Raw genomic sequence first — 23,522 nt, forward strand, 5'->3', positions numbered from 1 at the left:
TGCTACTGAAGATACACCCGGCAATTACTATATATTGAAAACACATCATGGTTTAAAGGCAACGTTGAAACGTCCCTCAAAAGTACGTTAAATGCCTAAGAAATGGGCTATCGGCTATGTTCTGTTGGTCTGTTTTAAGAGTAGTTTTTGGGGTGAAAAATTGCTATTTAAATAACTGATTATCAATGGTTTAATTATTGAAAATAATGATACGAAAATGAACGGGAAAAAGTCTTTTTTCGTTACTATTGTATGACACAGAAAACCAACGCAACGATGCATTCCCCGAACGCTCAGGCATCCCTTACACCCGCTTCAACGGGCAATTTGCCGCTCGACGATAGCTGGCGGAAATCTATTCCAGCGCAAGTGTTTCTGAACCATTTTTTCTCGATGGATTATCATATTCATCACCAGAACGACCTCTTCGACCTCGCTAAATTTCCCATTTTTCAGCAGTTTTATGGGCGCGTGACGGACGAGAGCCGGAAAGCTTTGGAAAAACTATTACTCAATAGCTGGAGTGCCGAATACGCCTTGCGGATTACGCCAGTTGTTAACGACGAACAGTATCTGCAAAGCTCCCTGCACTGGACATTTCCTCAGGCCTATTACAGTGCGTTGTTTAGCGCACGGGCGTTTCTGGCCGTTCAGGGCATCAATGTGAGCAATGAAGAGTTAATTCGGAAGCGGATTGGAAACATGGTCGTACGTGGCTATTACCCCGCTTCGATTGGTTATTACGCCCTTGGGCCAATCAATAACTACCGTATTCAACGGCTACCAATGGCCAAACGGTTTAGTGTAGCGGCTAAATCGGACCTGCTGCTGCCTTCGCGCGAAGGGTCTGTTCAGGCCGAACTGGCACAGTTTCTGAAAACCACGCGGGATCAACGGGTGAAAGCCTTGCGCAACGCGATTCAGAATAACCCGAAAACAGCGCTACGAAGCCCCAAAACGGGGGAGATTTTACAGAAATTTAGTGTGGAGCAATACAAGCAACTAGCCAAGCAGATTGGTTACACCACCTATTTCGACATGCTGAGCCGTCTACGTATTTCGTCGACCAATCGGGAAATCGAACGGTTTGTCGATTCGGAAATTGATGTGAAGCTGTTTCATCAGAGTCTGGTCAATATTGTTGCCCATGTGAACTCCGTCCATGAAGCGTACATTGCGAAAGCGCTGGGTATGCAGGCCTATCGTCAATTAGTGGCTAAGTTACCTTCCTATTTGCAGGAGAGTTTCGTACGCGAACGAATGAACACCATCATTGCGCCCATGCTAAGTGCCCCGGCTTCGGAGCACGATTCATTTCTGCGCATGGCCGCCTAAAAAAGAATAGAAATAGTCAGGTATAGACAGGATTGCTTAGTCATGGCAATCCATAAATTGAAACCCCGGTCGACAGTTTGCTGGCTGGGGTTTTGTTGTAAATAAGGGCTTTCAAGGGCACTGATCCGAAAGAAGTTCAGAGCAGCTTTGTATTGTCCCGTTTATTGGGCTCCAGCCATGCACCTAACGGGTCAATAACGACCTTTCGGGCATTGGGCAGCGGAGGAAGGGCTATGAACCGCTCATCGGGATTGGGGTGGGCCAATTGTCGATACACTTCGTGGCCCGCTTCATCCAGAACGACCAGGGGAATATAATCATTGATCGGTATCGGCTGGCGACGTCCATTGGGTTCTTCCCGCCATTTGCTGGTAAGAATTTCGACAGTCAGGCCGTTGGGTAAGTTCGCTACATGGCCTACTTTAAAATCGAACGCTAAAGGTTCACTCAGGTACGTTTTCAGGTATTTTAATTGGTCGGGTAATTGGTTTGATAACTCCTGAGCAAAGGCGACCGCTGTTGCTGAAGATGGCTCCTGAATTGCTTTCTGATAAAACTGGCCAATCGTAAGGCTGAGTGGCCGGGAGCCCCAGATTTGTTCAATGCTGGTTAAAGCCAGCGCGGCCCGTCCGCGTTCAACGGCATCGTTTCCATTCGATTGTAAACTTGAGGTCGCCTGCTGGCGGTTGCGTTGCCGACTGTTGGCGTACCACATGGCCCGTTGCGCAAGTCGATCCCGAAGCCGTTCGGAACCATACTGTTTGGCGACGGTTTGCAGGGCCAGGTATTCGGGCAGGCTTTGTTTAAGGAAGCCTGCTCCTGGTTGGCTAACGGGATGTAAGCGATGGACGAGCCACTGTTTAAATACCTCCCGCGAAACCAGGTAATCGATATAATCGAGTTGCGTAGGCTTTCGGTAATCGGCTGTCCAGCCCTGATTTTCGGCTATCCGAATTTCTCCCGGTCGCGACCCTACTTCAGTCGTCCCCAATGGCGTTTCCGTAATCTGTAGTTGCGAATAGGGGTAAGGACCAAAAATCTGTTCGCCATTCCGAAGAGCGTTTCTGACTGAGCGCAACATATGCTGGGTCAGGTAAGCATGGTGATGGCGTAATCGAATTTGTACAGGTCTGCCCGATACTGATGAAAAAGTAGTTGACTGAGTAGCAAGATGAGTTGATTGGTTATCACCAAGGGATGGTGACTGGTGCTTTAGTTGCCAGACCGACAGGCACAGAAAAACGCATAAAGTACCAAATGCAACGTTGTATGGAGCCTGAAATCCAGCGGACCATTGTCGGATGCGGTCGGGGAATGAGCCCGCTACGCCCCGGTTCCAGGTGAGAAAAAACGTAGTGATAAACAGCCCGGCGACACTCCACCAGACTCTATGCATAACTGGACGAAGCTGCGAATTAGCGCCATAACCTATCAGATCAGAATAGGTCGTTGAGCCGGGTAAAAAACTGTATGCGTAAACGAGTTGTCCATTTGCATGGAACTGGTAGCTACTAAACAGAGCCGCAAAAATCAGTAGATTAATTAGGTGACTCAATAGCCGATTATTCACCAGAACAGCGATCAGCGCACCAAGCGCTATCAACTGGCAATAGCGCAGAAATCCGTCCATGAGCAGGTCGTCGGTATATTGCATCCAGTCGATGTCATAGAAATGACTGGCTAGTTGCACCGCAACACCTGTCAGGAAGAGCACGAGCGTTAGAAAAGCGGCAATACCGATCATCGCCAGGAGCTTGGCGGCCAGGAAAACAAAATTTGGTTGAGGCAGTGCATCATGAATGGGCCAGAACCCGACGGTCCGTTCGGAGAAAATCAACTCACCAGTCATAACCAGTAAGAATAGGCCAATGAATACCCCCATGGATAGTCGTAAGGCGGTCATCTGTGAGGTAATGGGTAGTGTCGGAAAATTCTGCTGACCTGACAGAACGGTGACAGACAGAATGGATAGCAGCACCAGCAATCCAAGGGTAATGAAAAAGATGGGCTGACGGGCTAGATTCCGCAATTCAAGTTTAGCCAGGTGGAGAATGGTGGGCCCGACAAATCGCGCCCCGAATTCTAATCGAATCGTGGTTGGCAGGTCGTTCGGCTGGTGTTGATTGACAGGCTGTGTTTCTTTCTGTTTAGTATCGGGTTGCTTTGCTGTGAAGTAATCGAACGAAAACCGTTGCTCGGCATAGGCTAGTAACCCTAGCGCCAGGCCCAGCCATAGCATCCGGTTAATGAGAAACAGGTCTGAAAAAACAAGAAATCCTGCTGGCTGTTCGCTGAATGTCATCGATTCGACCGATTCCCGCGCCATACCCACGCCAAATGGGTCCAGCAAATGCCCTAAATCAGACTCTCCTATAATGTTTTGGCCTGATTCAGTCAGTAAAAAATAAAGAACGACTAAAAACAGACTGACATACGCTCCCCGCATGCTCCTCAGGAAAACAGTGAAGGCAAAGGGTAAACTCACGGCTATCAGGAGGTTCTGGGCCACTAGCCGAACGAAGCCATCGAGCAGAGCTAGCCAAACATCTGGACCATTCAGGTTATAGAAAGATAGAAAAAGCAGAATACCGAGTGGATAAAACAGGGCAAGCAGCAGCACCGTGGCAAACGTACCCAGAAACCGCCCGGCAAAATAGATGCGTGGGGTGATGGGCAGCGTGAACAGATAGGCCGTTGTTCGATAGTCGAGGTCTTTTGTAAGCGACTGTCCCGCCAGCAGCGTCGCAATCACGGCCAGCATTACACCCAGCGAGGACAAAATCAGGTAGACGACCTGAGTAGTGTCCATATAGGCATATACAGTGGTGAACTGATTGGAGTACCAGATTCCCTGGCCTAGCGCCATCAGGACGTACAGGTAAAATGTCGGCTGTCGTAACTGATAACGCAGCTCAAACTGGGCAATAGTAAGGAGTGGATTGATCATACCCCCAAGATACGAAATCCAGGCATTTTGTCAGTACATAAGAGATTATTGTGTATTAATGCTGATTCCTGCCTATACCCGTACCAGTTCGGCCAACCCTATGCCCGAGTCGGCAGCTCCGTAATACATCCAGATACGCCCGGAATCGGGCCATTGAATCCAGCCGTTGGAGAACACAACATTAGGAAAGAAGCCTTCCCGCTCCCATGGATGTTCGGGGGTAAGCAAAGGGAGATTGGAGCGATCGAGTACCCGCGCGGGATCGTCTTTATCCAGCAGGGCGAGTGCCAGCGAATACGAGTGAGTGGCGTCGGCTCCGTGATAACAGACCAACCAGCCCTCCTCGGTGAGTATTGGTTCAGGCCCGGCTCCGATTTTGCCGCCTTCCCAGCTAAAGGGATGACCCAGTGGATCGGTGTCAATATGCCCACGCCCACCAAACAGAAAGCGATGATTGCCCCAGTGGATACTATCGTCCGATTCGGCTAGCCAGATCGACGGTTTCCCAATTTCCGAAACCATGGGCCGGTGCAGCAGCATGTACTTCCCGTTGATCCGTTGGGGGAACAGGGCCACATCTTTGTTGGGCGGGGGGAGGATCATTCCGATGCGTTCTACGTGCACAAAATCGGTGGTGACGGCCAAGCCCACACCCGGCCCATGCTCGGATACGGCTGTATAGGTGATCCAGTATTTTCCCTCCAGAAACGTAATGCGGGCATCTTCAATACCAAAAGCTTCGTCCAGGCGGGCCGGGAATAAAAAGGGTTTGTCCTCGATCTGAAAGTGAATTCCATCCCGACTGCGGGCCAGTCGCAAATGGCTCATGGACGTTAAATAGACTTTTCCATTCAGCGAAAGCAAGCGTGGGTCGTAAGGTTCGCTGGGTTCCGGAAATTGTTTGACCAACAGCGTAGGAACGCCATTTACTATGTCGATGAGCGGAATGCGAATAAAGCCTGGTTCGGCTTTTGGCGCTTCGGCCACACGTACTAGAAGAATAACTTCGTCGTTGAAGAGGCAGGCTGCCGGATTAAAGGCGCCCAGAACGTCGAATCCCTCAACGCTTGGTTTGACATCCTGGGTTTGCAGAATAGGCTGATCAGACAACCGTCGGAGTTGGTAATTCTTCATTCGCTGAGTCAAAAAGCTTTTTTTTTCCGGTTGATGCAACAATTGTGGCACTATTATGCATAAACTTGATAGCAGGCTTGTAGTTTTGAGCTTTTATTGAATAAGTTTGAGCGCTGGCTAAACCTTCCGGGAAAGAGCCGCGTTATGTCGAGTGAACCAACATTTATCCTTTATTGACCATGATTTACCAGCCAACGTTTGATCAGGATGAAGACGTGCTGATGTTGAACCCTGATCCCAAATTTGCTTTTGATGATGATGACGATTTTGACGATGATGACGTTGACTTTGATGAAATAGACGACCCCGGTGTCGATTCAGAGTTTGGGGCCGATGATCTGGATGATTTCGATGAAGACGATCTGGAAGAACTGGACGATGATGACATCGAAGACGATCTGGACGACGATAGTATGGAATAATTAGCCCGGCACGTATAACTCAGAGCGTGATTTCTGAGTTATACGCTTGTCGAACTAAATACAACGTTATGAAACCAGATCCGGCTGAAGAACCTTTAGTGACTACTAAACATGCGGATGAGGAGGGCACCGCTCCCGATTCAGAAACCCAGTCGTCGGCTGCCAGTGAAGCTGGTGATCGCACCACCGAAGACGGCTCCCGCGCTCCCAACGACCCTGCCGAAGGAGCTTAATCCAATAATTGAATGATCGAATTGTTGAATGATTGAATAGAAAAGCTTGCGCCAGCTTATTCAATCATTCAACAATTCGATCATTCAATCATTACAGAAAGCAGTGTCTGGCATTTCATCTCGGTTTCCTGCCATTCACGCTCGGGAACGGAATCTTCTGTTATACCTGCTCCTGCGTAGAGGGTTGCCTGTTTGCCTTCGAGTTTCATGCAGCGGATATGCACAAAAATATGATTCGATGGCCCCTCCTGATTCGTATCAATGTTGACAGGGCCTAAAAATCCGCTATAAAATTCGCGGTCGTGCGCTTCATGTTGCTGGATAAATCGGAACGCTACATCGCGGGGAGTGCCGCAAACGGCTGAGGTTGGGTGCAGCAAACGAAGCATAACGGTCCCCAACTGCGGATACCGAACAGCCTGCGTATCGACGGTAAAGGAAGTACCCAGGTGCATCAGATTACCGGCTACCACACTCTTTGGCCCTTCTTCAATATATTCCCGCAGACGAATTTTCTTGAAACATTCGATGATGTAACGGCATACAATCGCCTGTTCTTCAATCTCTTTTTGTGACCACATCGCTTCGGCCGGACGCTTGGCGGTGCCGTCTGGATTGAAGGCCGATTGCGTACCGGCTAAAGCGGCTGTCTGGAAAATACCATCGGCATTTTGACTTACTAAGCGTTCGGGAGTAGCACTAATCCAGATTTGCCCTTTCTCTGGTATCGAAACAGCTGATACAAAGGCATTCGGATATTTATCGCAAAGTTTATCGAACAACGCTACAGCATTGGGAGCATCAGCGAACAGCACTTGTTTCGTTCTTGATAAAACCACTTTGCGGAATTCGCCCCGTTGCATCGCTTCAACCGCTTCGGCCACGTTCTGAATATATTGTTCCTGTGCATGCGGCTCGTCAAGGGCCACTGGGCTACTCAAGATGGGTTGGTTGCCTGTAGCGATGGCTTTTCGGACCGCCTGCCAGAATTGCTCTGCTTTCGCTGACGAGTTAGTTGAATGAGCAGGCCGATTGGTAAGGGAAGAATTGCCCGAAAAGGTTGCCTGAATATCGGCTCGCAAAAAGAGCGTTTGCGGAACGTAGTCGGTCGTATCTAAATGTTCATCCGGCTGTGCCTCAACGTGCATACTTCTAGCCAGATTGTCGAAGGGGCTGATTATAAAACCAGCGGGCAACTCCTCCAGATCGGCCGAAACTCGTGGCAGAACATCATCGAGCGATACAATCAGGTGTTTATCCTGCTGATTCGGTAATCGCCAGAGAGCAGCCGGAAACCCTACCGATAAAGCCGCTTCCCAATAATCAACGGCACCGGGAGCCGATTCAAACGGACGACGTTTGGTAGTTGGAGTACTCGAAACGAATTTACTTACAGACTCAGGTTGCATAAGCAATAGCCGACCAATTTCAGGGACGACTATAGTGATAACATATTTTACGGTGAATTTGTGCGGCATTTTCTACGAACTTTGCGGTTGGATTACTAGTCCGGCCAACGCTTATGATTCGAATCTTTCAACAGGACGAAACCGCTGTCCGCAAAATTCGGGACATTGATTCCTTTTCCGACACCGAACGAACGCTCTGGGTCGATCTGCAGAATCCAACCCCAGCCGAAATAAAGAGTGTCGAAGAAAAATTCGATGTCGATTTTTTGAGTCAGCAGGAGCAGTTGGAAATTGAAAGTAGTTCGCGGTACATCGAAGAAGATGATTTCATGATCGCCAACTCCAACTTTTTGATTCCTGATAAGGAACAACGGTACGTGAATGTTCCGGTGAGTTTTATCCTGAAAGATGACACGTTGTTTACCTACCGTAATGCTGACCTGAAATCGTTTGCCGATACGGTGAAGCGGATTAAGTCGCGCCGGGCGGTTTTCAGCGATGGGGCCCAGATCATGATTTCCATCTTTGAGTCACGGATCGATTACGATGCTGATTTGATCGAGTTGGTATCGAACGAAATCAAAGCCATCAACCGCATGCTCGATCTGGATGCCAATCTGGATCGGGAAATGCTGCTGAATATCAATGATTATCAGGAGCTGACGATGTTGATTCGGGAGAATGTGGTTGATAAGCAGCGCGTTATATCGGCGATGATCCGCTCCGATGGGTGGTTCAATGAGCTGGAGCAGCAACGGTTAAGAACGCTTATCAAGGATATTAATTCGTTGATTGAACACACAAATTTCATTTTCGAGCGACTGGAATTCCTGCAAAATACTTACCTCGGTCTGATCGACCTGGAGCAGAACCGGGTCGTCAAAATATTTACGGTTGTCTCACTGGTCTTTTTGCCGCCAACCTTACTGGCCAGCATATGGGGGATGAACTTCGATGAGATGCCCGAAGTCCACTGGAAATATGGGTATGTATTTGCGTTGGCTATGATGGTGCTTTCGTCGGCCCTGACCGTTTGGATATTCCGTCGGAAAAACTGGTTGTGAAGCCTGACGAGCCTGTACGATGTAGGCTATCAAAATTATAGATGAAAAGGGGGAGGTCAGTGAGTTACCTTTTAGAGGGGTTAGCGTCTGATTGTCAAACTAATTCCCCTTCACTATGGAACAGGCGCAAACCCGACTGGAACTTTTTTACACGCAGGTCGTAACCTTTGTTACACTTTATGGTGGCCGTGTGCTGCTGGCGATCCTGACACTTATCGTTGGCCTTTGGGCTATTGGCTGGATTACCCGGATTCTGGCTACCACCATGACCAAACGGCATGTTGATCGGGATGTGCAGCCCTTTCTGCTATCGCTGGTCAATGGCTTGTTAAGGGTCTTGTTACTCCTTAGTATTGCCAGTACGCTTGGTGTTCAGACGACCTCATTCGTTGCCATCATTGGAGCGGCTGGTCTGGCCGTAGGGTTGGCGTTACAGGGTAGCCTGGCAAATTTTGCGGGTGGGGTACTGATTTTGATTTTCAAACCGTTTCGCGTAGGCGATCTGATTACAGCGCAGGGTTTTACGGGTAATGTGGAAGCGATCCGAATTTTTGATACAACGCTGGTAACCCTGGATAACAAAACGATTATTCTGCCCAACGGAGCCTTGTCGACGGCTGCTATTACAAATATCAGCACGAAGGGAGTTATCCGTGTTGATCAGGTGTATACGGTAGGCAGCCAAAATGATCTGGACGCTACCAAGATGTCGATTCAGAAAGTCATTGCAGCCTGCCCATATGCGCTTCAGGATCGGGAACATGATGTGCTGATTGCCAAACTGGGGGCTAACTCACGTGACTACGATGTGCGCGTCTGGACCAAGAGCGATACCTACTGGGAGACGTACTATTATATGCTCGAACACATTGCCCGGCAGTTTGGCAAAGACGGTATCGAAGCACCTAAACCTAAGATGTTTATTACAAACGAAGAATAGCCATTCGTTCGAAACCTGACAAAAACGCCCATCTGGACTTTGGTTGTTCAGATGGGCGTTTTTATACCAGTTTTTTTACGGATTCGTTAAACGTTTTTGCGGCAAAAGAGTCTAACTCATGATGAGTGTCAGTACTCACCGCTTACGAACGAATCGCCATGAACATGCTAAACACAATAAAACGGCTTGCATTGATGACCTTACTGGCCTTGAGTCCATCGTTGGTGCAGGAAGCCGCTGCTCAACCAGGTGTTACGGTGCCTGTTGAGTCGTTTTATAACGAACTGTCGCCGTATGGGCAATGGATGCAGTACCCTGGCTACGGAAATGTGTGGTTACCCAATGCCGGACCTACTTTTCAGCCCTATGCCAGTGGAGGTCATTGGGTCATGACCGAGTATGGTAATACCTGGGTATCCGATTATGCCTGGGGCTGGGCGCCGTTTCACTATGGTCGCTGGATTTACGATCCTGCCTATGGTGGGTGGCTTTGGGTGCCTGGTAGCGACTGGGCTCCTGCGTGGGTATCCTGGCGGTCGGGTGGAGGATATTATGGCTGGGCTCCGCTGGCACCTGGCTGGGATATTAATGTCAACATCAATATTCCTTCGTTTTACTGGAATTTTGTCCCCCAGATTTACATAACCAGCCCAAATCTGTACAGCTACTGTGTGCCCCGTCCACGGGTAGTGAATGTCTATCAGCAAACAACGATCATCAATAACTATTATCGGGGCGGAGGACGAGCGTATGCCTATGGCCCGCCGAGAGCCGATATTGAACGGGCAACTCGTCAAAATGTTCCGGTGTATCGTGTCGAACATATGGATCGGCCTGGTCGATCGGTAGTTGGTAACGGATCAGTTGGTTTCTATCGTCCTGGTTCTGCTATGGCAGCTAATTCAGGCCGTGATTACAATGATCGCTTCAATAATGCACCCCGCCGGGATTATGATGGTGGTAACACGAACTATAATCGGGGTGGGCGGTATAATGGTGACTTTAACAATAATCGCCCGAATTACGATAGTCGCCCAGGCTATGAGAATCGCCCGAACTACGATGGGGGTAGCAACGCACCTAGCCGTGAGTATAATGGGGGCATGAATCGGGGCAATGGATTCCCAATGGAGCGCAACGGTGGGGGGAACAGTGGCGGTTTTAATAATACGCCATCGCCTAATGCTGGAAATAGTACAATGCCTTCTCCAGTACCAGCTCCAAATCGTGGCAATTATTCACCGGGCAACTCGCCACAAGGTGATAACGGCTTCCCGAATGGTGGAAGAATGGGTGGAAATGAGCAAAGAAGCTTCCCACAGGGTGGTTTTCAGCAACAACCGAATCGGTCTTTTGACCGGGTTGAGCGACAGCCACAAATGAATAGCCAACCTATGCAGGGCGGTCAGAGTGGCGGTGGTTTCCAGCGGATGCAGGAAAGTCGGCCTCAGTCGTTACCTCAGAACAATCCGGGGCAACCACAACAGGGTGGGGGTGGTTTTGGCGAGCGCCATCAGCGAGGCCCCCGGTAAGCTACGTGCATCAATCATTTCAGGAAACGCCATATGCCTATTCGGTATGTGGCGTTTTCGTTATCAGCTGACCATCCTTGACTATTTTTGCTCCCTATGCGCTATTTTATTGAACTGTCGTATCGGGGAACGGCCTACTGCGGCTGGCAACCACAGACGGTTGGTGTGAGTATTCAGGCCACGTTGGAAGCTGCACTCAGCCAACGACTGGGCAAACGCGTTTATGTAGTGGGGAGCGGGCGCACAGATGCGGGAGTACATGCCCGGCAGCAATTTGCCCATTTTGATACTAATGAACCGCTAAACTTATCGGAAGCATTTATCTATTCATTGAATTGCCTTCTGCCAGAGGACATTGCCATTCGGGCCATTTTTCCGGTTCAGGAAACGGATCATGCGCGTTTTTCGGCCGTTTTTCGGTATTATCAGTATCACATTTCCCGGCAAAAGGATGTCTTTACGCATGGTCTGTCGTATCACTTCCGTCCCTGGCTCAACGAGACATTAATGAACGAGGCCTGCCAGGGTATGCTGAATTACACGAATTTTCAAAGTTTCAGTAAGGCGAGAGCCAATGTCAATCATTTTCATTGCCGTCTCGATTTTGCCTATTGGGAACGCATAAACGAGGATTGCCTGACGTTTCATATTCGGGCAGACCGATTCCTGTGGGGCATGGTACGTACCATTGTCGGTACGATGCTTGAAATAGGACAGGAGCGGATGGATTGCCATCAGTTCGAGCAGATTATACAGGCGAAAGACCGTAATGCGGCCGGAAGAGCCGTGCCGGCAAATGGCTTATATCTGGTTGAGGTGGGCTACCCGGAAGAGGTGATAACAGGGAGGGAGAATGGGGCAAGGCCATAGGGTTAATTTCTACGGACGATCGGTTTACGTCTGCGCTTCACTTAAATTTTCTTAAATAAATGCCTCTATTTTGGCTATTATGAGTCATATTTCAGGATATGGGGTCAAAAATGGGGTCAATTCTCGTAAATTTCCTCCCTTATTTCGTGCTGGTTTGGTCGCGAACTTCAAGTTGAACGTTGACTGGTTTGGTAATGTAAACCGTCTGAACGTCGTCCGTGAATTGACCTTGACTAATTAACGCGCTGCCCTGATTATTTATCAGATATTCTGTAGATATATCAGGATAGGCCTTTTTAAGTAGCCTGAGCGATTCCAGGGTCAGATTTTGCCGACCTGCTAGGAATTGATACAATTTTGCCTCGGGCACCCCCGATTTAATGGCCATTACGCGCGTATTGACGCCCAGTTGCCTCTGGATCGCACGGAAACGCTCTGCCATGTCTTTATCGACCACGATACTACTTCCAATTGCTGTTTCCATAAATGTAAAGAGTTGATAAGGCAAATTTACAAATACTGATATATATACAAAATATTTTTGTAAATAAGTTGGATTATTTGTAATTATATCAGATATTTGCTCCTGTTATCACGCAATTCATAATTCTAAAACACGATGGAAAAGAAAGTAACCTCGCTCCCTTTTGCCTCAGACGAGTATAAGCAGCTTCGCTTGCAAGTAATGATGAGTATTAACAACCCGGACGAATACTACCGGACGGCTGCTAAAAGTCTTGGTCTGGATACTAGTCTCATGCAGCATGACGAGGTTGCCACCTTCAAGGCTCTTCTCAACTGCACTGAGGCTGACATCATTATTGCCACAGCCTACGAACAGGACAGATATGAGTTTTCGGACCAGGTGAAAGAAGGCTTGTACGCTCACTTGTCCGCCATTGCCGAAGGCAAGTAACCCGTTGACTATTACCATTCACCATATGTGGTGAGTGGCTTTTTGCAATTCATAATTCTAAAACACGATGACTTACAAACACGTAGACGAAGAAACCGGCGAAGTGAGCTGGTTCATCAAATGTCTGGCACCGGGCCGGCCTAAACAGTACCGATTCAACGGACAGACGGGCCGCTTCAACATCAACGGCACCAAGGACGTTGGCCCTAGTCTGACGCTGCAACCCATTGCCTGGCGCATCTTTGAAGATAATCTGTTTGGCCGGGGTCGGTTCGAAAAATGGGCAGAGGTGTTTTTTGTGGACGAAACGGGCGCGCTGTCGGTGGTGATGTTTAATAACAACAGCGTCAACGAACTGCTCAACATCGCCGAACCCTTATACTACGACGATTTGCAATTGTCGGATGTGGTACTGACTGTTACGTCGGAAAAGCACGTCAACGAAACCGTTGTCCCGAAAGGAACGTGGTATCTGGCTAAGTTCGCTTACGTGCCTGCTGATCCGGCCGTTGTCGCTGAACTGGCTGAATACGCGAATCAGTACCCAGTTTACCGCGCTGAAACGCTGTCGCCCAACGCCGTCACGACACTCAATTCACCCACGTTTGCCGTAGGGTTGTCGCTTCTCCAGTCGGGTTCTATTGCTGAGCTACCTGAACCCGCTAATTAACTCACCTTTCAAAAACACGCTCTCCTTTAGCTGGCTGATCTGGTTTGGGTTAGTGAGCTAAAGGAGGGGGTTAATTCTACTGACATCATGAAAAAGCTCATACAAACCCGGTTTGGTAGCCCGGACGGTAACTGCTTTCCTACCTGTTTAGCCTGCCTGCTGGATTACGACAATCCAGACGACTTTTTACAATTTCAGCTTTGGTACGATGTGGCTGGCGCGCATTGGATGGCGGAACTGCAAAAGTACCTCATCCAAAAACACGGCGTCATGATCTTTAGTCTGGTCAAACCCTATGATGGTATGCTGTATCTGCGGGGCGTGGAAACCGAGCTCGGTATTGAACACGAAACGATCTGGAAGGATGGCGAACTGTTTCACGACCCAAACCCGAATCGACTCGCTATCTGGTCCGATGGCAGCATTCATCCGGTCGATCAGCAGTTTCTGGCTTTTGCCGATGAGCGAACGTTTCGGGATGCGTTTGAGGGATTGTTTGTGTCAGTGGCTGAGTTTACGGCTTTCTGGGATCACGATCAGACGATAGGTCCGTTTCTGTTTCCGACTGACCGGATTGACACGATGCGCCAACGGGCGATTGATCAGCACGAACAGTTTGGGAAGTCCGTCGAAGCCGAAGCCAGTGACCGTCCATGAACCAACAACACACACCCGGCCCCTGGAAAGTCAGCGATCAGAATGACCAAGCGGTTGTAACAGCCATTGGTGATTTTTACTGGTGGTCTTGGGTACACCTACCCCATCAGCATGAGCAGTATGGCATAAATCCACAGGCTGATGCCCGACTCATTGCAGCGGCCCCTGAACTCCTCGAAGCCTTGATTCTCTCCGTCAAAGACGCTCAGACGAGTTATCGGGTAATCAGCGAAGCCAACAAGGAAATGGGATTTGATGCGCCGAAAAAACCGCTTTGGCTCCAACAGGCTGAAGCGGTTATTCAAAAAGTAACGCAGCCATGAACACCCTATCAACCGAAATCACCGACGGCTGCCGGGTGCGCGTCGAGGTCTATCACCGGGGTTTCCATCAGCGCAACTTCGTTGGCAAATGCGTCGGCTGGACTACCAAAGGGCTGGTTCGCGCCATCGAAGACGGGAAAAGTAATGTGAAAACGTATAGTTCAGAACACGTTAGAAAGATAAAATCATGAGCAAGCTGAAAATTGAAACGACCTGCTTTCAACTCAAGCATGGTCATCTGCGGCTCGATGTACATGGGGTAAAGCAGACCTATCTGGAAGGTGTTTACATGCATTCGTTAGGCGTAGTGCATGTATACTGCGAAAAAGCCTACTGTCGGATTGATACCAGTTGGGGTGCTACCTGGTACATGCGTGAGCGACGAGATCAGCCAACTCCCCGACAGATCAGTAATTTCTGTCGCCAACTTCTAAAAGACATTCATTCATGACAACTGACCTACAACCGATAAACTTATCGCTCGATTCGCCGACTGGCTACGAGCTTCTGCGCGAATCACTCAACGATTTCCGCAACTCGCTGGCCAGTCTGCCAACGACCTGCGAGAATCCCGACGATCAACAGCGACTCGTTCAGATCATCGCAGAGGGCAACAAGCTGATTAAAACCGTCGAAGAGGAGCGGCTAAAGATTACCCGCGAAATCGACAAACAGAAACAGCACTGGATTTCGGAACAGCGTAAGCTAACTGACCCAATCGAAACGGCTCTTGCTCCCTACAAACAGTCGGTTCATGCCTACAACGTCGAACGGGTTCGCCAGATTCGCGAAGCAGAGGACTTGCAACGACAGGCGGAACAGGCCTTGATCGAACAGAACGGACAGGCGGACTGGTTACAGGCGAAGACGCGTCCTGAACACAATCCGAAGGGCGTACAGATGCGCTGGACGTTTGAGGTGGAATCGCTGACGATGGTACCGAATCAGTTTTTGCAGGTCAACGAAAAGGCGGTTCGGGAAGCGATCAGTCGGGGTATGCGTAACATTGATGGCCTTAAGATTTATCAGGAACCTATCAGCACGTTTCGAGCATGATTACACTAACAGATATGTTTTGTGGTTGTATTGATAATCAGCTAGTTATTTCGTATATTATAGATATATAACTGGCTTCGATTATGTATAAAACAACACCCAAACGCTTACAGCCCACTCTTAAAAACCCAGATCGTATCTGCGTAGTCTGTAATAAGCCTTATACGGCAAAGGCACCTCTTCAAAAGACCTGTAGCATCGAATGTCGGGGAATTAATAATGCACCTAGACACCAGCGATTCAAGGATAAGAATCCCGATGCAATGAAGGGGTACAACAAAAACCGAATTCAGAAAGACCCCGATTATTGGCGCAAAAAGATAGAGAAAGAGCGTGTGCGGGTATTGGAGGCATTGGGTGGTAAGTGTATTGTTTGCGGAGCGACTAATAAGAACTGGCTTCATGTTGACTACATCCCAACAATGGTGGGAACAGGTATGCGACATCCCAGGCATCCCAAATGGGTGATTGAGCATAAGGAAGACTTTCGGATTCTATGCGCCAACCACCATTACGAATTAACCATCACTGGCAGAATTGAAGGAAGCGACATCGTTCAACACGCCAAACAGGCCTACTATAAGAAATCAGACAATGAAAAACATAATTCATCCGAGTGAAGTAACTTTAACTGACCTCTTTTGTGGATGTGGAGGGTCATCGACTGGCGCGGTCAATATTCCCGGGGTTGCGGTCCAGTATGCGCTCAATCGCTGGAAGCTGGCCATTGAAAGTCACAACACCAACCACCCGCATACCCATCACGACTGCGCGGATATTTCCGAAACGCATCCGGCCCGGTATCAGCGAACTACTGGACTCATCGCGTCACCCGAATGCACGAATCATTCCCTGGCCAAAGGGCAGAAACGGAAGAACCTGCATCAGCAGGATATCTTTCAGGACAAAGCGTTCGATCCGTCGGCGGTCCGTTCCCGCGCTACGATGTGGGATGTTCCCCGCTTCGCCGAAATCCACAAGTACGAGTTTGTCATTGTGGAAAACGTCGTTGATGTTCGGATGTGGGTCATGTTCGATGCCTGGCTCAAAGCCATGCATTCACTGGGCTACAAACATGAATGCGTCTACCTGAACGCCATGTTTGCCCATGATCTGACGGGTAAAAGTTTTGCTCCCCAGTCACGGGACCGGATTTACATCGTGTTCTGGAAGAAAGGGAACCGCAAACCGGATCTGGATATCCGGCCCAAGGCTCCCTGCCCCAAATGTGGAACGGTTGAGGCCATTCAAACATGGAAACCCAACTGCCGGGCTGGTAAATACAAAACCCAGTACACGTATCGATGCAGTGTCTGCGCAGCTCCGGTCATTCCGTTTTACTACGCTGCGATCAACGCGCTGGACCTTTCCCTACCGATGGTTCGGATCGGTGACCGGGAAAAGCTGGGCATGAAACCACTCAGTGTCAACACCCGAAAACGGGTTCAGTATGGGCTGGATAAGTTTGGCAAGGTACTGACCATTGTGGACCAGCGGAATCAATTTGGTAGTGAGTCGGCTCGCATTCGTAACGCCGAAACGGAAGCCTTAAACGCCCAATCAACGGGTTATAGTAGTTACCTGTTTTCGCCCTTCCTGTTCAACATGCTGCATTCACAGGCACAGAATGTAGTGGCCAGGGGTGTTAGTGATGAGGTCTTCCCGACTCAGACCACAAAGGAAAGTTTGGGATTCGTTTCCCCTCAGCCGTTTCTGTTAGCCAATCGGGATGTATCACCAGCACGCTCAATGACTGAAGTGATGCATACGCAAACTTCGGTCAATCAGGAAATCCTGATTGCACCACCGGGTTCGTTTCTGTTTGCTCAGGAGAAAAACAGTAAAGGCAATTCGGTGAATGATGTATTGCCAACGGTCACGACCATCAATAATCAGTTTGGCTTCGTCGTGCCCATTCATGGAACAGCCAAACCCCGCAATATTCAAACCGATGCGGCCGATACGGTGATGACGACGGGCCACAGTTCATTGATCATGATGCCTTACCATGGCCAGCCGCAGGTAAACCATGTCTATGAACCGGCATCGACTGTACCAACCCGGGACAGCATTGCGCTGGTGGATGCACGTCCATCGATCGATGATTGCTATTTCCGTATGCTGCAACCGAAGGAAACGGCTAAAGCGCAGGGCTTTCCGTCGGACTATGTGATACTGGGCAATAAGAGTGATCAGCAGAAGCAAATCGGCAACGCGAATCCACCACCGACGATGGAGCTATTAGTTAGTCGCTGCGTCCAATCCCTGCTCTGAGGCTTTCGGCGCTGGCCGCTCCCCTGCGAACTCGACATTTTCAGGTAGCAGCCCCTCTTTGATCAGATACGGCACCATCGTGTCGAACTGCTTGTAGTGTAGCGGACTCCAGTTTATGTCTGCCGGTAGTTGATCGGCTGTTGTGAGCGACCAGCCAGCACCGACCTTCCGTTTGATGTGATGGCCAGCTACGCGTAAATACAAATCACCATTCCCCGCATTGCAAAATAAGTCTCCTTCCATTGTGTAAAACTAATCGTTTCTTTTCACCCATGACACACCACTACTTGATTCCCTCATCAGCACATTCGCTGCTCGTTATTCTTCTCTGCCTAACAATCCTGTATGCCTGTCAGTTTATCGAACCTGCAAAACCAGTATCGTTGCGGGTGGTCTGTGGCTGGCTGGTTGGGGTAGGGGTTGGGCTAACGAGGTGGCTGTTTGAGAAATGAGCAAATAGAGTCCGGCCAGCGAGTCGGGCTTTTTTTATGATTGAACCCGGATAATGTATTCAGTTTTACTGCCGACCTGACGTACTTCGAGGCTGGCCCCCTGGCTGGATAACTTGCTGAGTTGCATGGGACCCTCGTCGAGCAGGAGCCAGTTCGGATTGCAGTCCAGTTCGATCAGCTTATATACCGTTCGAATCGTTACATCCTGCCGACCCTTTTCGATGGCCGACACGGCCGTCTGATCCAGTTCGATGCGCTGACCAAATTCGGTTTGCGATAGTCCCAAGTGTTTACGATACTGACGAAACCGATCGGCCAGTGTGTTGTAATGTTCGATGGAAGTTGCCATTCAAGAAGCGTGTTATGCGGATTATCCGAATTGTCTTGTAAAAGTGCGGGAAACTACGTTTTTTTATCGTAAAATAGTAAGAAAGGAAGTACGCACGTTTGAACGCACGTTAATCATGATCATTACCGATGAAATCGAGCAGAATCTTCGTCAGCGGCTCAGAGCGACAGAGGGCGGCATTGTAGGGGCAGCGGCCTGCGGGGGTATCTCGGCCCGGGCGGCTACCAAGCTGTTTGCCCGGCAGAACGTTCGCCAACTGACCTATGACGCGTTTGTGAGTGGCCTGTCGATTCTGGAAGAGGTTGAAGCCAATCGACGGTGCGCTAACACGGAAAAATCGAAAGGCGCTCGGATCGCTGTTTAGTTTTATCGTATTTTACTATAAATAATCGTAAAGTATGGAGAGTACTGATATTTTGACCGAGGTTAAAGCAGCCTGGGATCGGCTGAATCGTCGTCAGAAGGCATTCGTTGCGGCTTACTGTCGCCATGGCAATCAGACCCGGGCGGCTATTGAAGCAGGTTATACGGCCGACAGCGCATCGAATCAGGGCTACCGGATGATGAGGAATGAAGACGTCAAGCTCGTCATTTCCGATCTCATGGAAAAGATGGGTATGTCAGTCGGCGAAGCGATCGGCCGAATGGCGGTCTGGGCACGGGGTTCGCTCGATCCGTTTCTGACCGAATCGGGGGATATTGACATCAACAGCGATCAGGCCAGAGAAAACCTGACGGTTGTCAAGAAGTACAAAAAACGCCGAACGGTCACGACGGGGCCGAATGACTTCGAGTCAGTGACCGAAACGGTTGAGATTGAACTCTATGATGCGAAAGACGCGGTTGATAAGGTCTTGCAGCTCCACGGCCGCTATAAACAGCTACCCGGCGATGCGAATCAGCCGAAACAGATTCAATCCTACAAGATGCCGGATGGTACGGTTATTACTTTTTAAACTATGTCAGTCGCTCCCGTTCACCATACACAGGTTAACTTCGACCCTGGCCTATTCCCCAAAGCGGCCGAACTGTTTCATGCGGCTCATTCGGGTAAGTACAATACGATTGTGTGTATTGGCAGTATTCGCGGGGGCAAATCATTCGGTGTTGGTGGCGTACTGATGACGTTACACAAGCGTTATCCACATTCCCGGTCGATTGTTGTGCGGGATACGCTGGCTAACCTAAGAACAACGACACTGCCTACCATTGAAAAGCTGATGCCGACAGGATTTGTTAAGCAGTTCAAGGGTGATCCGCAGTTTCAGTGGAAGTTTACCAATGGGAGTAGTTTTCAGTTCTTTGCCGAGCAGGACAGCGCTGACCCCGAACGAAAACGCTGGAACGGTTTGGAAGTAAATTATATCTGGCTGGAACAGGGCGAGGAGCTTCAGGAAACGACCTACGAAAAGGCACTCGAACGGCGGGGTAGTTACTTTATTCCCTCCCATATTGGCCCAACTCCTCCCAGTATCATATTTATTACGCTCAATCCAACCGATACATGGGGACGGCAGTTTTATGATATGTGGGTTACCAATACGCTGCCTGATAACATCTGCGTGATCAACTTCATGCTGGATGATAACGGGGCACTGGATCCGGCCTTTAAAGAGTCACTCGAACAGCTAAAGCTTAAAAACCCGGCCAAATACAAGCGGTTCGTCAAGGCGATGTGGGACGTTCGCGAAAAGACGGGCGGGGAGTGGTATCATGAATTCGATTACCTCAAACATACCCGTAGCAAAGAAGAGGGCGGTGTGCCGTTTCTGCCCGATATTCCCGAAGTACATGGCACGTATGATTTTAATACCGTGCCCTATATGACGCTGCTGTTGTTCCAGCTTCAACGGGCGAGCATGAAGCTTCAGATTCGGTTTTTCAAAGAATACTGTTACGCGAACCCGAGCAACTCAACAGCTAAAGTATCGGAAGCGGCTGCCAAAGATTACCTGATGCCATTTCGAAAGTCGTTTACGTATCACGGTGACAGGCAGGGCGAAAACCGGGTTGAAGGTGAAGGCAATTTCAGGCGGTTCGACCGTGTTCGATCAACGCTGGCGCCATTTCTGCACAGTCGGTCGAATGGTGTTAATAAGGCGGTCGTCGTGTCTGCCATCTGGCGGGATTTTATCAATGATGTGCTGGCTGGCAATGTGCCGGACGTTGAGGTACTGATCGATGAGGAGAAATGCCCGAATCTGGTAAAGGACTTAGGCAATACGAAAGAGGGTCCAGACGGTATCAAAAAGGAGAAGGCCAAAGACGCAAACGGAACGGTTTATGAAAAGAACGGCCACTGCCTATCTGCCTTTACCTACGGGGTTGGCGCTGTGCTGTTCGACTATTTCCAGCAGTGGAAAAAACAACGGGGTCGGATTGCAGAATAAAAGAGCCAGACTGTTACGTCTGGCTTTGTACTGCTTTACTCTAAAGTCAGCAAAGGGCCGATGATTGATCCATATAAATCTTTATAGGATTCAGTCCGTCGGTTAAGAAACGTAATTGTCACGCCATCAGGACCATTATTGTCCATACTTTCGATGGTTCGCAAATCAATGCGGTGTAGGCTACCATCAAGCCGTGTTAAAGTAAGCATGTGGATATACTAAAAATAGTACAAACTATACTATCACGTTAAATATATAAAAACTTGAACGGACATTGTATATACGTTCGTTGGGTTTAGTTAAATATTTTTACTTCCCTTTGTTCGCATATCCACATTGCTTGCACAAATAATATTTATAATCGTATTTTACGCTAAAAAATAGTATTTGGCTGTGCCCGGTCGTACAGGGCTTAACTCCTGACGACACAATGCCAAACTTTTCGACCAGCCAGGCGCAGGAATTGATTCAGGATGCCATCGAGAACGGCACCCGGCACGATGGTTATCAGCGAACCATTGCCTTGCGTGATGACTACTTCACCATTCTGTTCGGCTTCAACTGGGAGCGCTTCATTTGCCGCTTTCCCCTTCGGGAAACCATCGACGATCACCGTCAGAAAATCGCACTCACGCATCAGAACCTGAGCAGTACGGCTTCGCTGGTCGAAAAGAAGTTCGGCCAGATCAGCCGCATTCAGGATATTAAGAAAGGTCTCAACTTCGAAGGCACTTCCAAGCGCGATCAGCAGGATTTACAGGATGTACTGAATGACTTTGGTGGTGAAGGGTCTTTTCAACGCGGCTCGCTCGACGACTATCTGACACTGACTTACGATCAGATTGCGCTCTACGACCCCAATGCGTTTATTCTGTATGATTTTGAGCCCTTCAATGCCGATGCAGGCGAACGGGCTAGGCCATATGGGGTTCTGTTCACCTGTCAGAACGTGTATAACTTTCGGTTTACGCGTGGTGATCTGGATTATCTGTTGGTTGCGACGCAGGTCAAGTATAAAAACACCGATGGAATCTGGCAGACGGTAACCGATCTGATCTGTTACGCGGGTCCGTTCGCGTTTCGCTACTACCTCGACAAACAGGATGGCCGAGCCGATATTCCACTGACTGAAGACACCTTCGAAGCGACGTCAGGCGATTTATACCGCATTGTACTATTTGCACCGGGTATTCAGCGGGTGCCGGCGGTTCGGCTGGGCTACAAGCCCGATCCGATTACGGGCAATCTAACCTGCGTATCACCTGCTTTTCACGCAGCCCTTGATTTGTTCAAAGAGCTAATCGATCTGAAGGCCCAAAACGACATTGTCAGCAAGAAGCACGGCTACCCGCAACAGTTCAAGCAGTCGCCCCCCTGCCCGGGTGAGATGAATCCGGAAACCAAATTCCGTGATACCTGCGACAATGGGATCAACCGGCGCACAAATGAAATCTGTAACGCCTGCGGAGGCAGTGGCCATCTGGTCCATAAGTCCGAACAGGATACGCTGATCATGGATCTGCCCGACAACCCCGAAGACTGGGCCGATCTGACCAAGCTGGTTCACACCGTAAAACCGGAACTGGAAACGATAACGACCTATGACGATAAAATCGAGAAGAAAAAACTCGAAATCGTGCAGACCGTCTTTTCGTCGGATCAGCAGATTCAGGTACAGGGGCCATCCAAAACAGCAACCGAATACACCGTCAGCCGGGAGGATCAGAATAATACGCTACTGCCCTTTGCCGATCACAAATCATCGGTGTACAAAGCGTCGGTGATGCACATTGCGGCCCTGATGAACATTTCAGGCGAAGTCAAACCGCTGTACGAGTTTCCGCGCGATCTGAAGCTAACGGCCATGAAAGATTTGTACGCCGATATGGAAGCGGCCCGGAAAGCGGGTGTGGGTAAGGAAGAAATCAGCCAGATTCAGGATGACATCAACCGTAAACGTTACGAATCCGATCCGGTCGCGCTCCAGCAGTACTTCATCAAAAAGCAGCACCTGCCTTACATCAGTATGGCGCTCGATGAATTTGAGTACAACAACGCATCGGGGCTGGTGCCTAAAGACATGGCCGTTTTGTACGCTAATTCCGATATCGTCTTTGGCGAACTGGAAATCGAGCGGCCTGACTTTTACGGATTGCCCTTCGCGGATCGGGATGCACTGGTTTCAGCCAAAGTCAAACGGCTGATCGACAAGCTACCCAAACCCGTCAGCCTGTCGGGCATTCCGACAGCTGGTTCAGATAAGCAAACAGCCATGCAACAACCAGCACAATCTCAATTTGCTGTAGGCGATTCGGTCATGCCCATTTCCGGTAAAGAGCATATGGCCTCCCATAAAGGCGTGACAATGACCGTAACCGAGATAGTGCCTGGCGAAAATGGAGGAACCTACGCATTAAAGATGCCGGATGGAAGTATCCATAAGTGGTATCAGGGAAATGAATTAATGAGCATGACTAAATCGACCTAATCATGAAAATGAAACCCGGCACCAAAATGCCAACGCCCAAAAAACCAACGCCCAAAAAGCC

General features: G+C 49.3%; 28 protein-coding genes. 21 read left to right on the top strand and 7 right to left on the bottom strand.

The window, feature by feature from the left end:
• The first annotated feature begins 276 nt into the window (after positions 1 to 276).
• The gene (locus BGO59_RS17470; RefSeq protein ID WP_293685081.1) at positions 277 to 1,335 is read left to right on the top strand and encodes a hypothetical protein; all 1,059 of its coding nucleotides are present in this window, start codon (positions 277 to 279) and stop codon (positions 1,333 to 1,335) included.
• Positions 1,336 to 1,471: 136 nt separating this feature from the next.
• Here BGO59_RS17470 and BGO59_RS17475 read toward each other — a convergent pair whose 3' ends face one another.
• Together BGO59_RS17475 and BGO59_RS17480 are read right to left on the bottom strand one after the other, a co-directional pair.
• A complete protein-coding gene (locus BGO59_RS17475) occupies positions 1,472 to 4,282 on the bottom strand; it encodes an ABC transporter permease (RefSeq protein ID WP_293685083.1) in 2,811 nt (936 codons plus the stop codon).
• 72 nt (positions 4,283 to 4,354) lie between these two features.
• On the bottom strand, positions 4,355 to 5,416 hold the full coding sequence (locus tag BGO59_RS17480) for a glycoside hydrolase family 130 protein (RefSeq protein WP_293685084.1): 1,062 nt from the start codon (positions 5,414 to 5,416) through the stop codon (positions 4,355 to 4,357).
• Positions 5,417 to 5,595: 179 nt separating this feature from the next.
• Between BGO59_RS17480 and BGO59_RS17485 the strand changes: the two genes are divergently transcribed.
• A complete protein-coding gene (locus BGO59_RS17485) occupies positions 5,596 to 5,838 on the top strand; it encodes a hypothetical protein (RefSeq protein WP_020598434.1) in 243 nt (80 codons plus the stop codon).
• Positions 5,839 to 5,906: 68 nt separating this feature from the next.
• The gene (locus tag BGO59_RS17490) at positions 5,907 to 6,071 is read left to right on the top strand and encodes a hypothetical protein (protein WP_170061115.1); all 165 of its coding nucleotides are present in this window, start codon (positions 5,907 to 5,909) and stop codon (positions 6,069 to 6,071) included.
• Positions 6,072 to 6,151: 80 nt separating this feature from the next.
• Here the strand turns inward: BGO59_RS17490 and BGO59_RS17495 are convergent, their stop codons facing one another.
• Positions 6,152 to 7,549 (bottom strand): chorismate-binding protein, encoded by a 1,398-nt coding sequence (locus tag BGO59_RS17495; RefSeq protein WP_293685090.1) that lies wholly within the window; start codon positions 7,547 to 7,549, stop codon positions 6,152 to 6,154.
• Between the two features lie 44 nt (positions 7,550 to 7,593).
• Here BGO59_RS17495 and corA point away from each other — a divergent pair, with 44 nt between their 5' ends.
• From corA to truA, 4 genes are all read left to right on the top strand, one after another.
• Positions 7,594 to 8,544 carry a magnesium/cobalt transporter CorA gene (gene corA, locus BGO59_RS17500; protein ID WP_293685092.1) on the top strand — a complete coding sequence of 317 codons (951 nt, stop codon included), beginning with the start codon at positions 7,594 to 7,596 and terminating at the stop codon, positions 8,542 to 8,544.
• Between the two features lie 115 nt (positions 8,545 to 8,659).
• A complete protein-coding gene (locus BGO59_RS17505; RefSeq protein WP_293685093.1) occupies positions 8,660 to 9,484 on the top strand; it encodes a mechanosensitive ion channel domain-containing protein in 825 nt (274 codons plus the stop codon).
• 164 nt (positions 9,485 to 9,648) lie between these two features.
• Positions 9,649 to 11,016 carry a DUF6600 domain-containing protein gene (locus BGO59_RS17510; RefSeq protein ID WP_367120204.1) on the top strand — a complete coding sequence of 456 codons (1,368 nt, stop codon included), beginning with the start codon at positions 9,649 to 9,651 and terminating at the stop codon, positions 11,014 to 11,016.
• A 96-nt stretch (positions 11,017 to 11,112) separates the two neighbouring features.
• Positions 11,113 to 11,886, top strand: a complete 774-nt coding sequence (gene truA / locus BGO59_RS17515; RefSeq protein ID WP_293685095.1) for a tRNA pseudouridine(38-40) synthase TruA — start codon at positions 11,113 to 11,115, stop codon at positions 11,884 to 11,886.
• Positions 11,887 to 12,025: 139 nt separating this feature from the next.
• On the opposite strand, the gene BGO59_RS17520 is transcribed toward truA, so the two are convergent.
• Entirely contained in the window at positions 12,026 to 12,370 is a 345-nt protein-coding gene (locus BGO59_RS17520; protein ID WP_293685097.1) for a hypothetical protein, read from the bottom strand.
• Positions 12,371 to 12,505: 135 nt separating this feature from the next.
• Here BGO59_RS17520 and BGO59_RS17525 point away from each other — a divergent pair, with 135 nt between their 5' ends.
• The 9 genes from BGO59_RS17525 (at position 12,506) to BGO59_RS17565 (ending at position 17,782) form a co-directional block, all read left to right on the top strand.
• Positions 12,506 to 12,802 carry a hypothetical protein gene (locus BGO59_RS17525; protein ID WP_293685099.1) on the top strand — a complete coding sequence of 99 codons (297 nt, stop codon included), beginning with the start codon at positions 12,506 to 12,508 and terminating at the stop codon, positions 12,800 to 12,802.
• A 67-nt stretch (positions 12,803 to 12,869) separates the two neighbouring features.
• On the top strand, positions 12,870 to 13,472 hold the full coding sequence (locus BGO59_RS17530; protein ID WP_293685101.1) for a hypothetical protein: 603 nt from the start codon (positions 12,870 to 12,872) through the stop codon (positions 13,470 to 13,472).
• Positions 13,473 to 13,559: 87 nt separating this feature from the next.
• Positions 13,560 to 14,129 carry a hypothetical protein gene (locus BGO59_RS17535; protein WP_293685103.1) on the top strand — a complete coding sequence of 190 codons (570 nt, stop codon included), beginning with the start codon at positions 13,560 to 13,562 and terminating at the stop codon, positions 14,127 to 14,129.
• Entirely contained in the window at positions 14,126 to 14,452 is a 327-nt protein-coding gene (locus tag BGO59_RS17540; RefSeq protein ID WP_293685104.1) for a hypothetical protein, read from the top strand. The genes BGO59_RS17535 and BGO59_RS17540 overlap by 4 nt, the downstream gene beginning before the upstream one ends.
• Complete coding sequence (locus BGO59_RS17545) at positions 14,449 to 14,643, top strand: hypothetical protein (protein WP_293685106.1); 195 nt, start codon at positions 14,449 to 14,451, stop codon at positions 14,641 to 14,643. Before BGO59_RS17540 ends, BGO59_RS17545 begins: the two co-directional genes overlap by 4 nt.
• A complete protein-coding gene (locus tag BGO59_RS17550; protein ID WP_293685108.1) occupies positions 14,640 to 14,903 on the top strand; it encodes a hypothetical protein in 264 nt (87 codons plus the stop codon). Before BGO59_RS17545 ends, BGO59_RS17550 begins: the two co-directional genes overlap by 4 nt.
• Positions 14,900 to 15,508 (top strand): hypothetical protein, encoded by a 609-nt coding sequence (locus tag BGO59_RS17555; RefSeq protein ID WP_293685110.1) that lies wholly within the window; start codon positions 14,900 to 14,902, stop codon positions 15,506 to 15,508. The genes BGO59_RS17550 and BGO59_RS17555 overlap by 4 nt, the downstream gene beginning before the upstream one ends.
• An 83-nt stretch (positions 15,509 to 15,591) precedes the next feature.
• Complete coding sequence (locus tag BGO59_RS17560) at positions 15,592 to 16,128, top strand: hypothetical protein (protein ID WP_293685112.1); 537 nt, start codon at positions 15,592 to 15,594, stop codon at positions 16,126 to 16,128.
• A complete protein-coding gene (locus BGO59_RS17565; RefSeq protein WP_293685114.1) occupies positions 16,103 to 17,782 on the top strand; it encodes a DNA cytosine methyltransferase in 1,680 nt (559 codons plus the stop codon). The genes BGO59_RS17560 and BGO59_RS17565 overlap by 26 nt, the downstream gene beginning before the upstream one ends.
• On the opposite strand, the gene BGO59_RS17570 is transcribed toward BGO59_RS17565, so the two are convergent.
• Positions 17,750 to 18,025, bottom strand: a complete 276-nt coding sequence (locus BGO59_RS17570) for a hypothetical protein (protein ID WP_293685115.1) — start codon at positions 18,023 to 18,025, stop codon at positions 17,750 to 17,752. The genes BGO59_RS17565 and BGO59_RS17570 overlap by 33 nt on opposite strands.
• Before the next feature lie 29 nt (positions 18,026 to 18,054).
• On the opposite strand from BGO59_RS17570, the gene BGO59_RS17575 reads away from it, so the two are divergent.
• On the top strand, positions 18,055 to 18,234 hold the full coding sequence (locus BGO59_RS17575) for a hypothetical protein (RefSeq protein ID WP_293685116.1): 180 nt from the start codon (positions 18,055 to 18,057) through the stop codon (positions 18,232 to 18,234).
• A gap of 34 nt (positions 18,235 to 18,268) precedes the next feature.
• On the opposite strand, the gene BGO59_RS17580 is transcribed toward BGO59_RS17575, so the two are convergent.
• Complete coding sequence (locus BGO59_RS17580; RefSeq protein WP_293685117.1) at positions 18,269 to 18,583, bottom strand: helix-turn-helix transcriptional regulator; 315 nt, start codon at positions 18,581 to 18,583, stop codon at positions 18,269 to 18,271.
• A 115-nt stretch (positions 18,584 to 18,698) separates the two neighbouring features.
• Between BGO59_RS17580 and BGO59_RS17585 the strand changes: the two genes are divergently transcribed.
• From BGO59_RS17585 to BGO59_RS17595, 3 genes are read left to right on the top strand one after another with little or no spacing between them, the layout of a single operon-like run.
• Positions 18,699 to 18,947: a hypothetical protein gene (locus tag BGO59_RS17585; RefSeq protein ID WP_293685119.1), complete on the top strand. Its 249-nt coding sequence runs from the start codon at positions 18,699 to 18,701 to the stop codon at positions 18,945 to 18,947.
• Between the two features lie 34 nt (positions 18,948 to 18,981).
• Positions 18,982 to 19,539, top strand: coding sequence for a terminase small subunit (locus BGO59_RS17590; protein WP_293685121.1), 558 nt, complete (start codon positions 18,982 to 18,984; stop codon positions 19,537 to 19,539).
• A 3-nt stretch (positions 19,540 to 19,542) separates the two neighbouring features.
• Complete coding sequence (locus BGO59_RS17595; protein ID WP_293685123.1) at positions 19,543 to 20,973, top strand: phage terminase large subunit; 1,431 nt, start codon at positions 19,543 to 19,545, stop codon at positions 20,971 to 20,973.
• A 35-nt stretch (positions 20,974 to 21,008) separates the two neighbouring features.
• On the opposite strand, the gene BGO59_RS17600 is transcribed toward BGO59_RS17595, so the two are convergent.
• Positions 21,009 to 21,182, bottom strand: a complete 174-nt coding sequence (locus BGO59_RS17600) for a hypothetical protein (RefSeq protein ID WP_293685125.1) — start codon at positions 21,180 to 21,182, stop codon at positions 21,009 to 21,011.
• Positions 21,183 to 21,403: 221 nt separating this feature from the next.
• On the opposite strand from BGO59_RS17600, the gene BGO59_RS17605 reads away from it, so the two are divergent.
• The gene (locus BGO59_RS17605) at positions 21,404 to 23,461 is read left to right on the top strand and encodes a hypothetical protein (RefSeq protein ID WP_293685127.1); all 2,058 of its coding nucleotides are present in this window, start codon (positions 21,404 to 21,406) and stop codon (positions 23,459 to 23,461) included.
• Positions 23,462 to 23,522: the final 61 nt, after the last annotated feature.

It is taken from the genome of Spirosoma sp. 48-14, assembly GCF_001898575.1.
GTDB lineage: Bacteria > Bacteroidota > Bacteroidia > Cytophagales > Spirosomataceae > Spirosoma.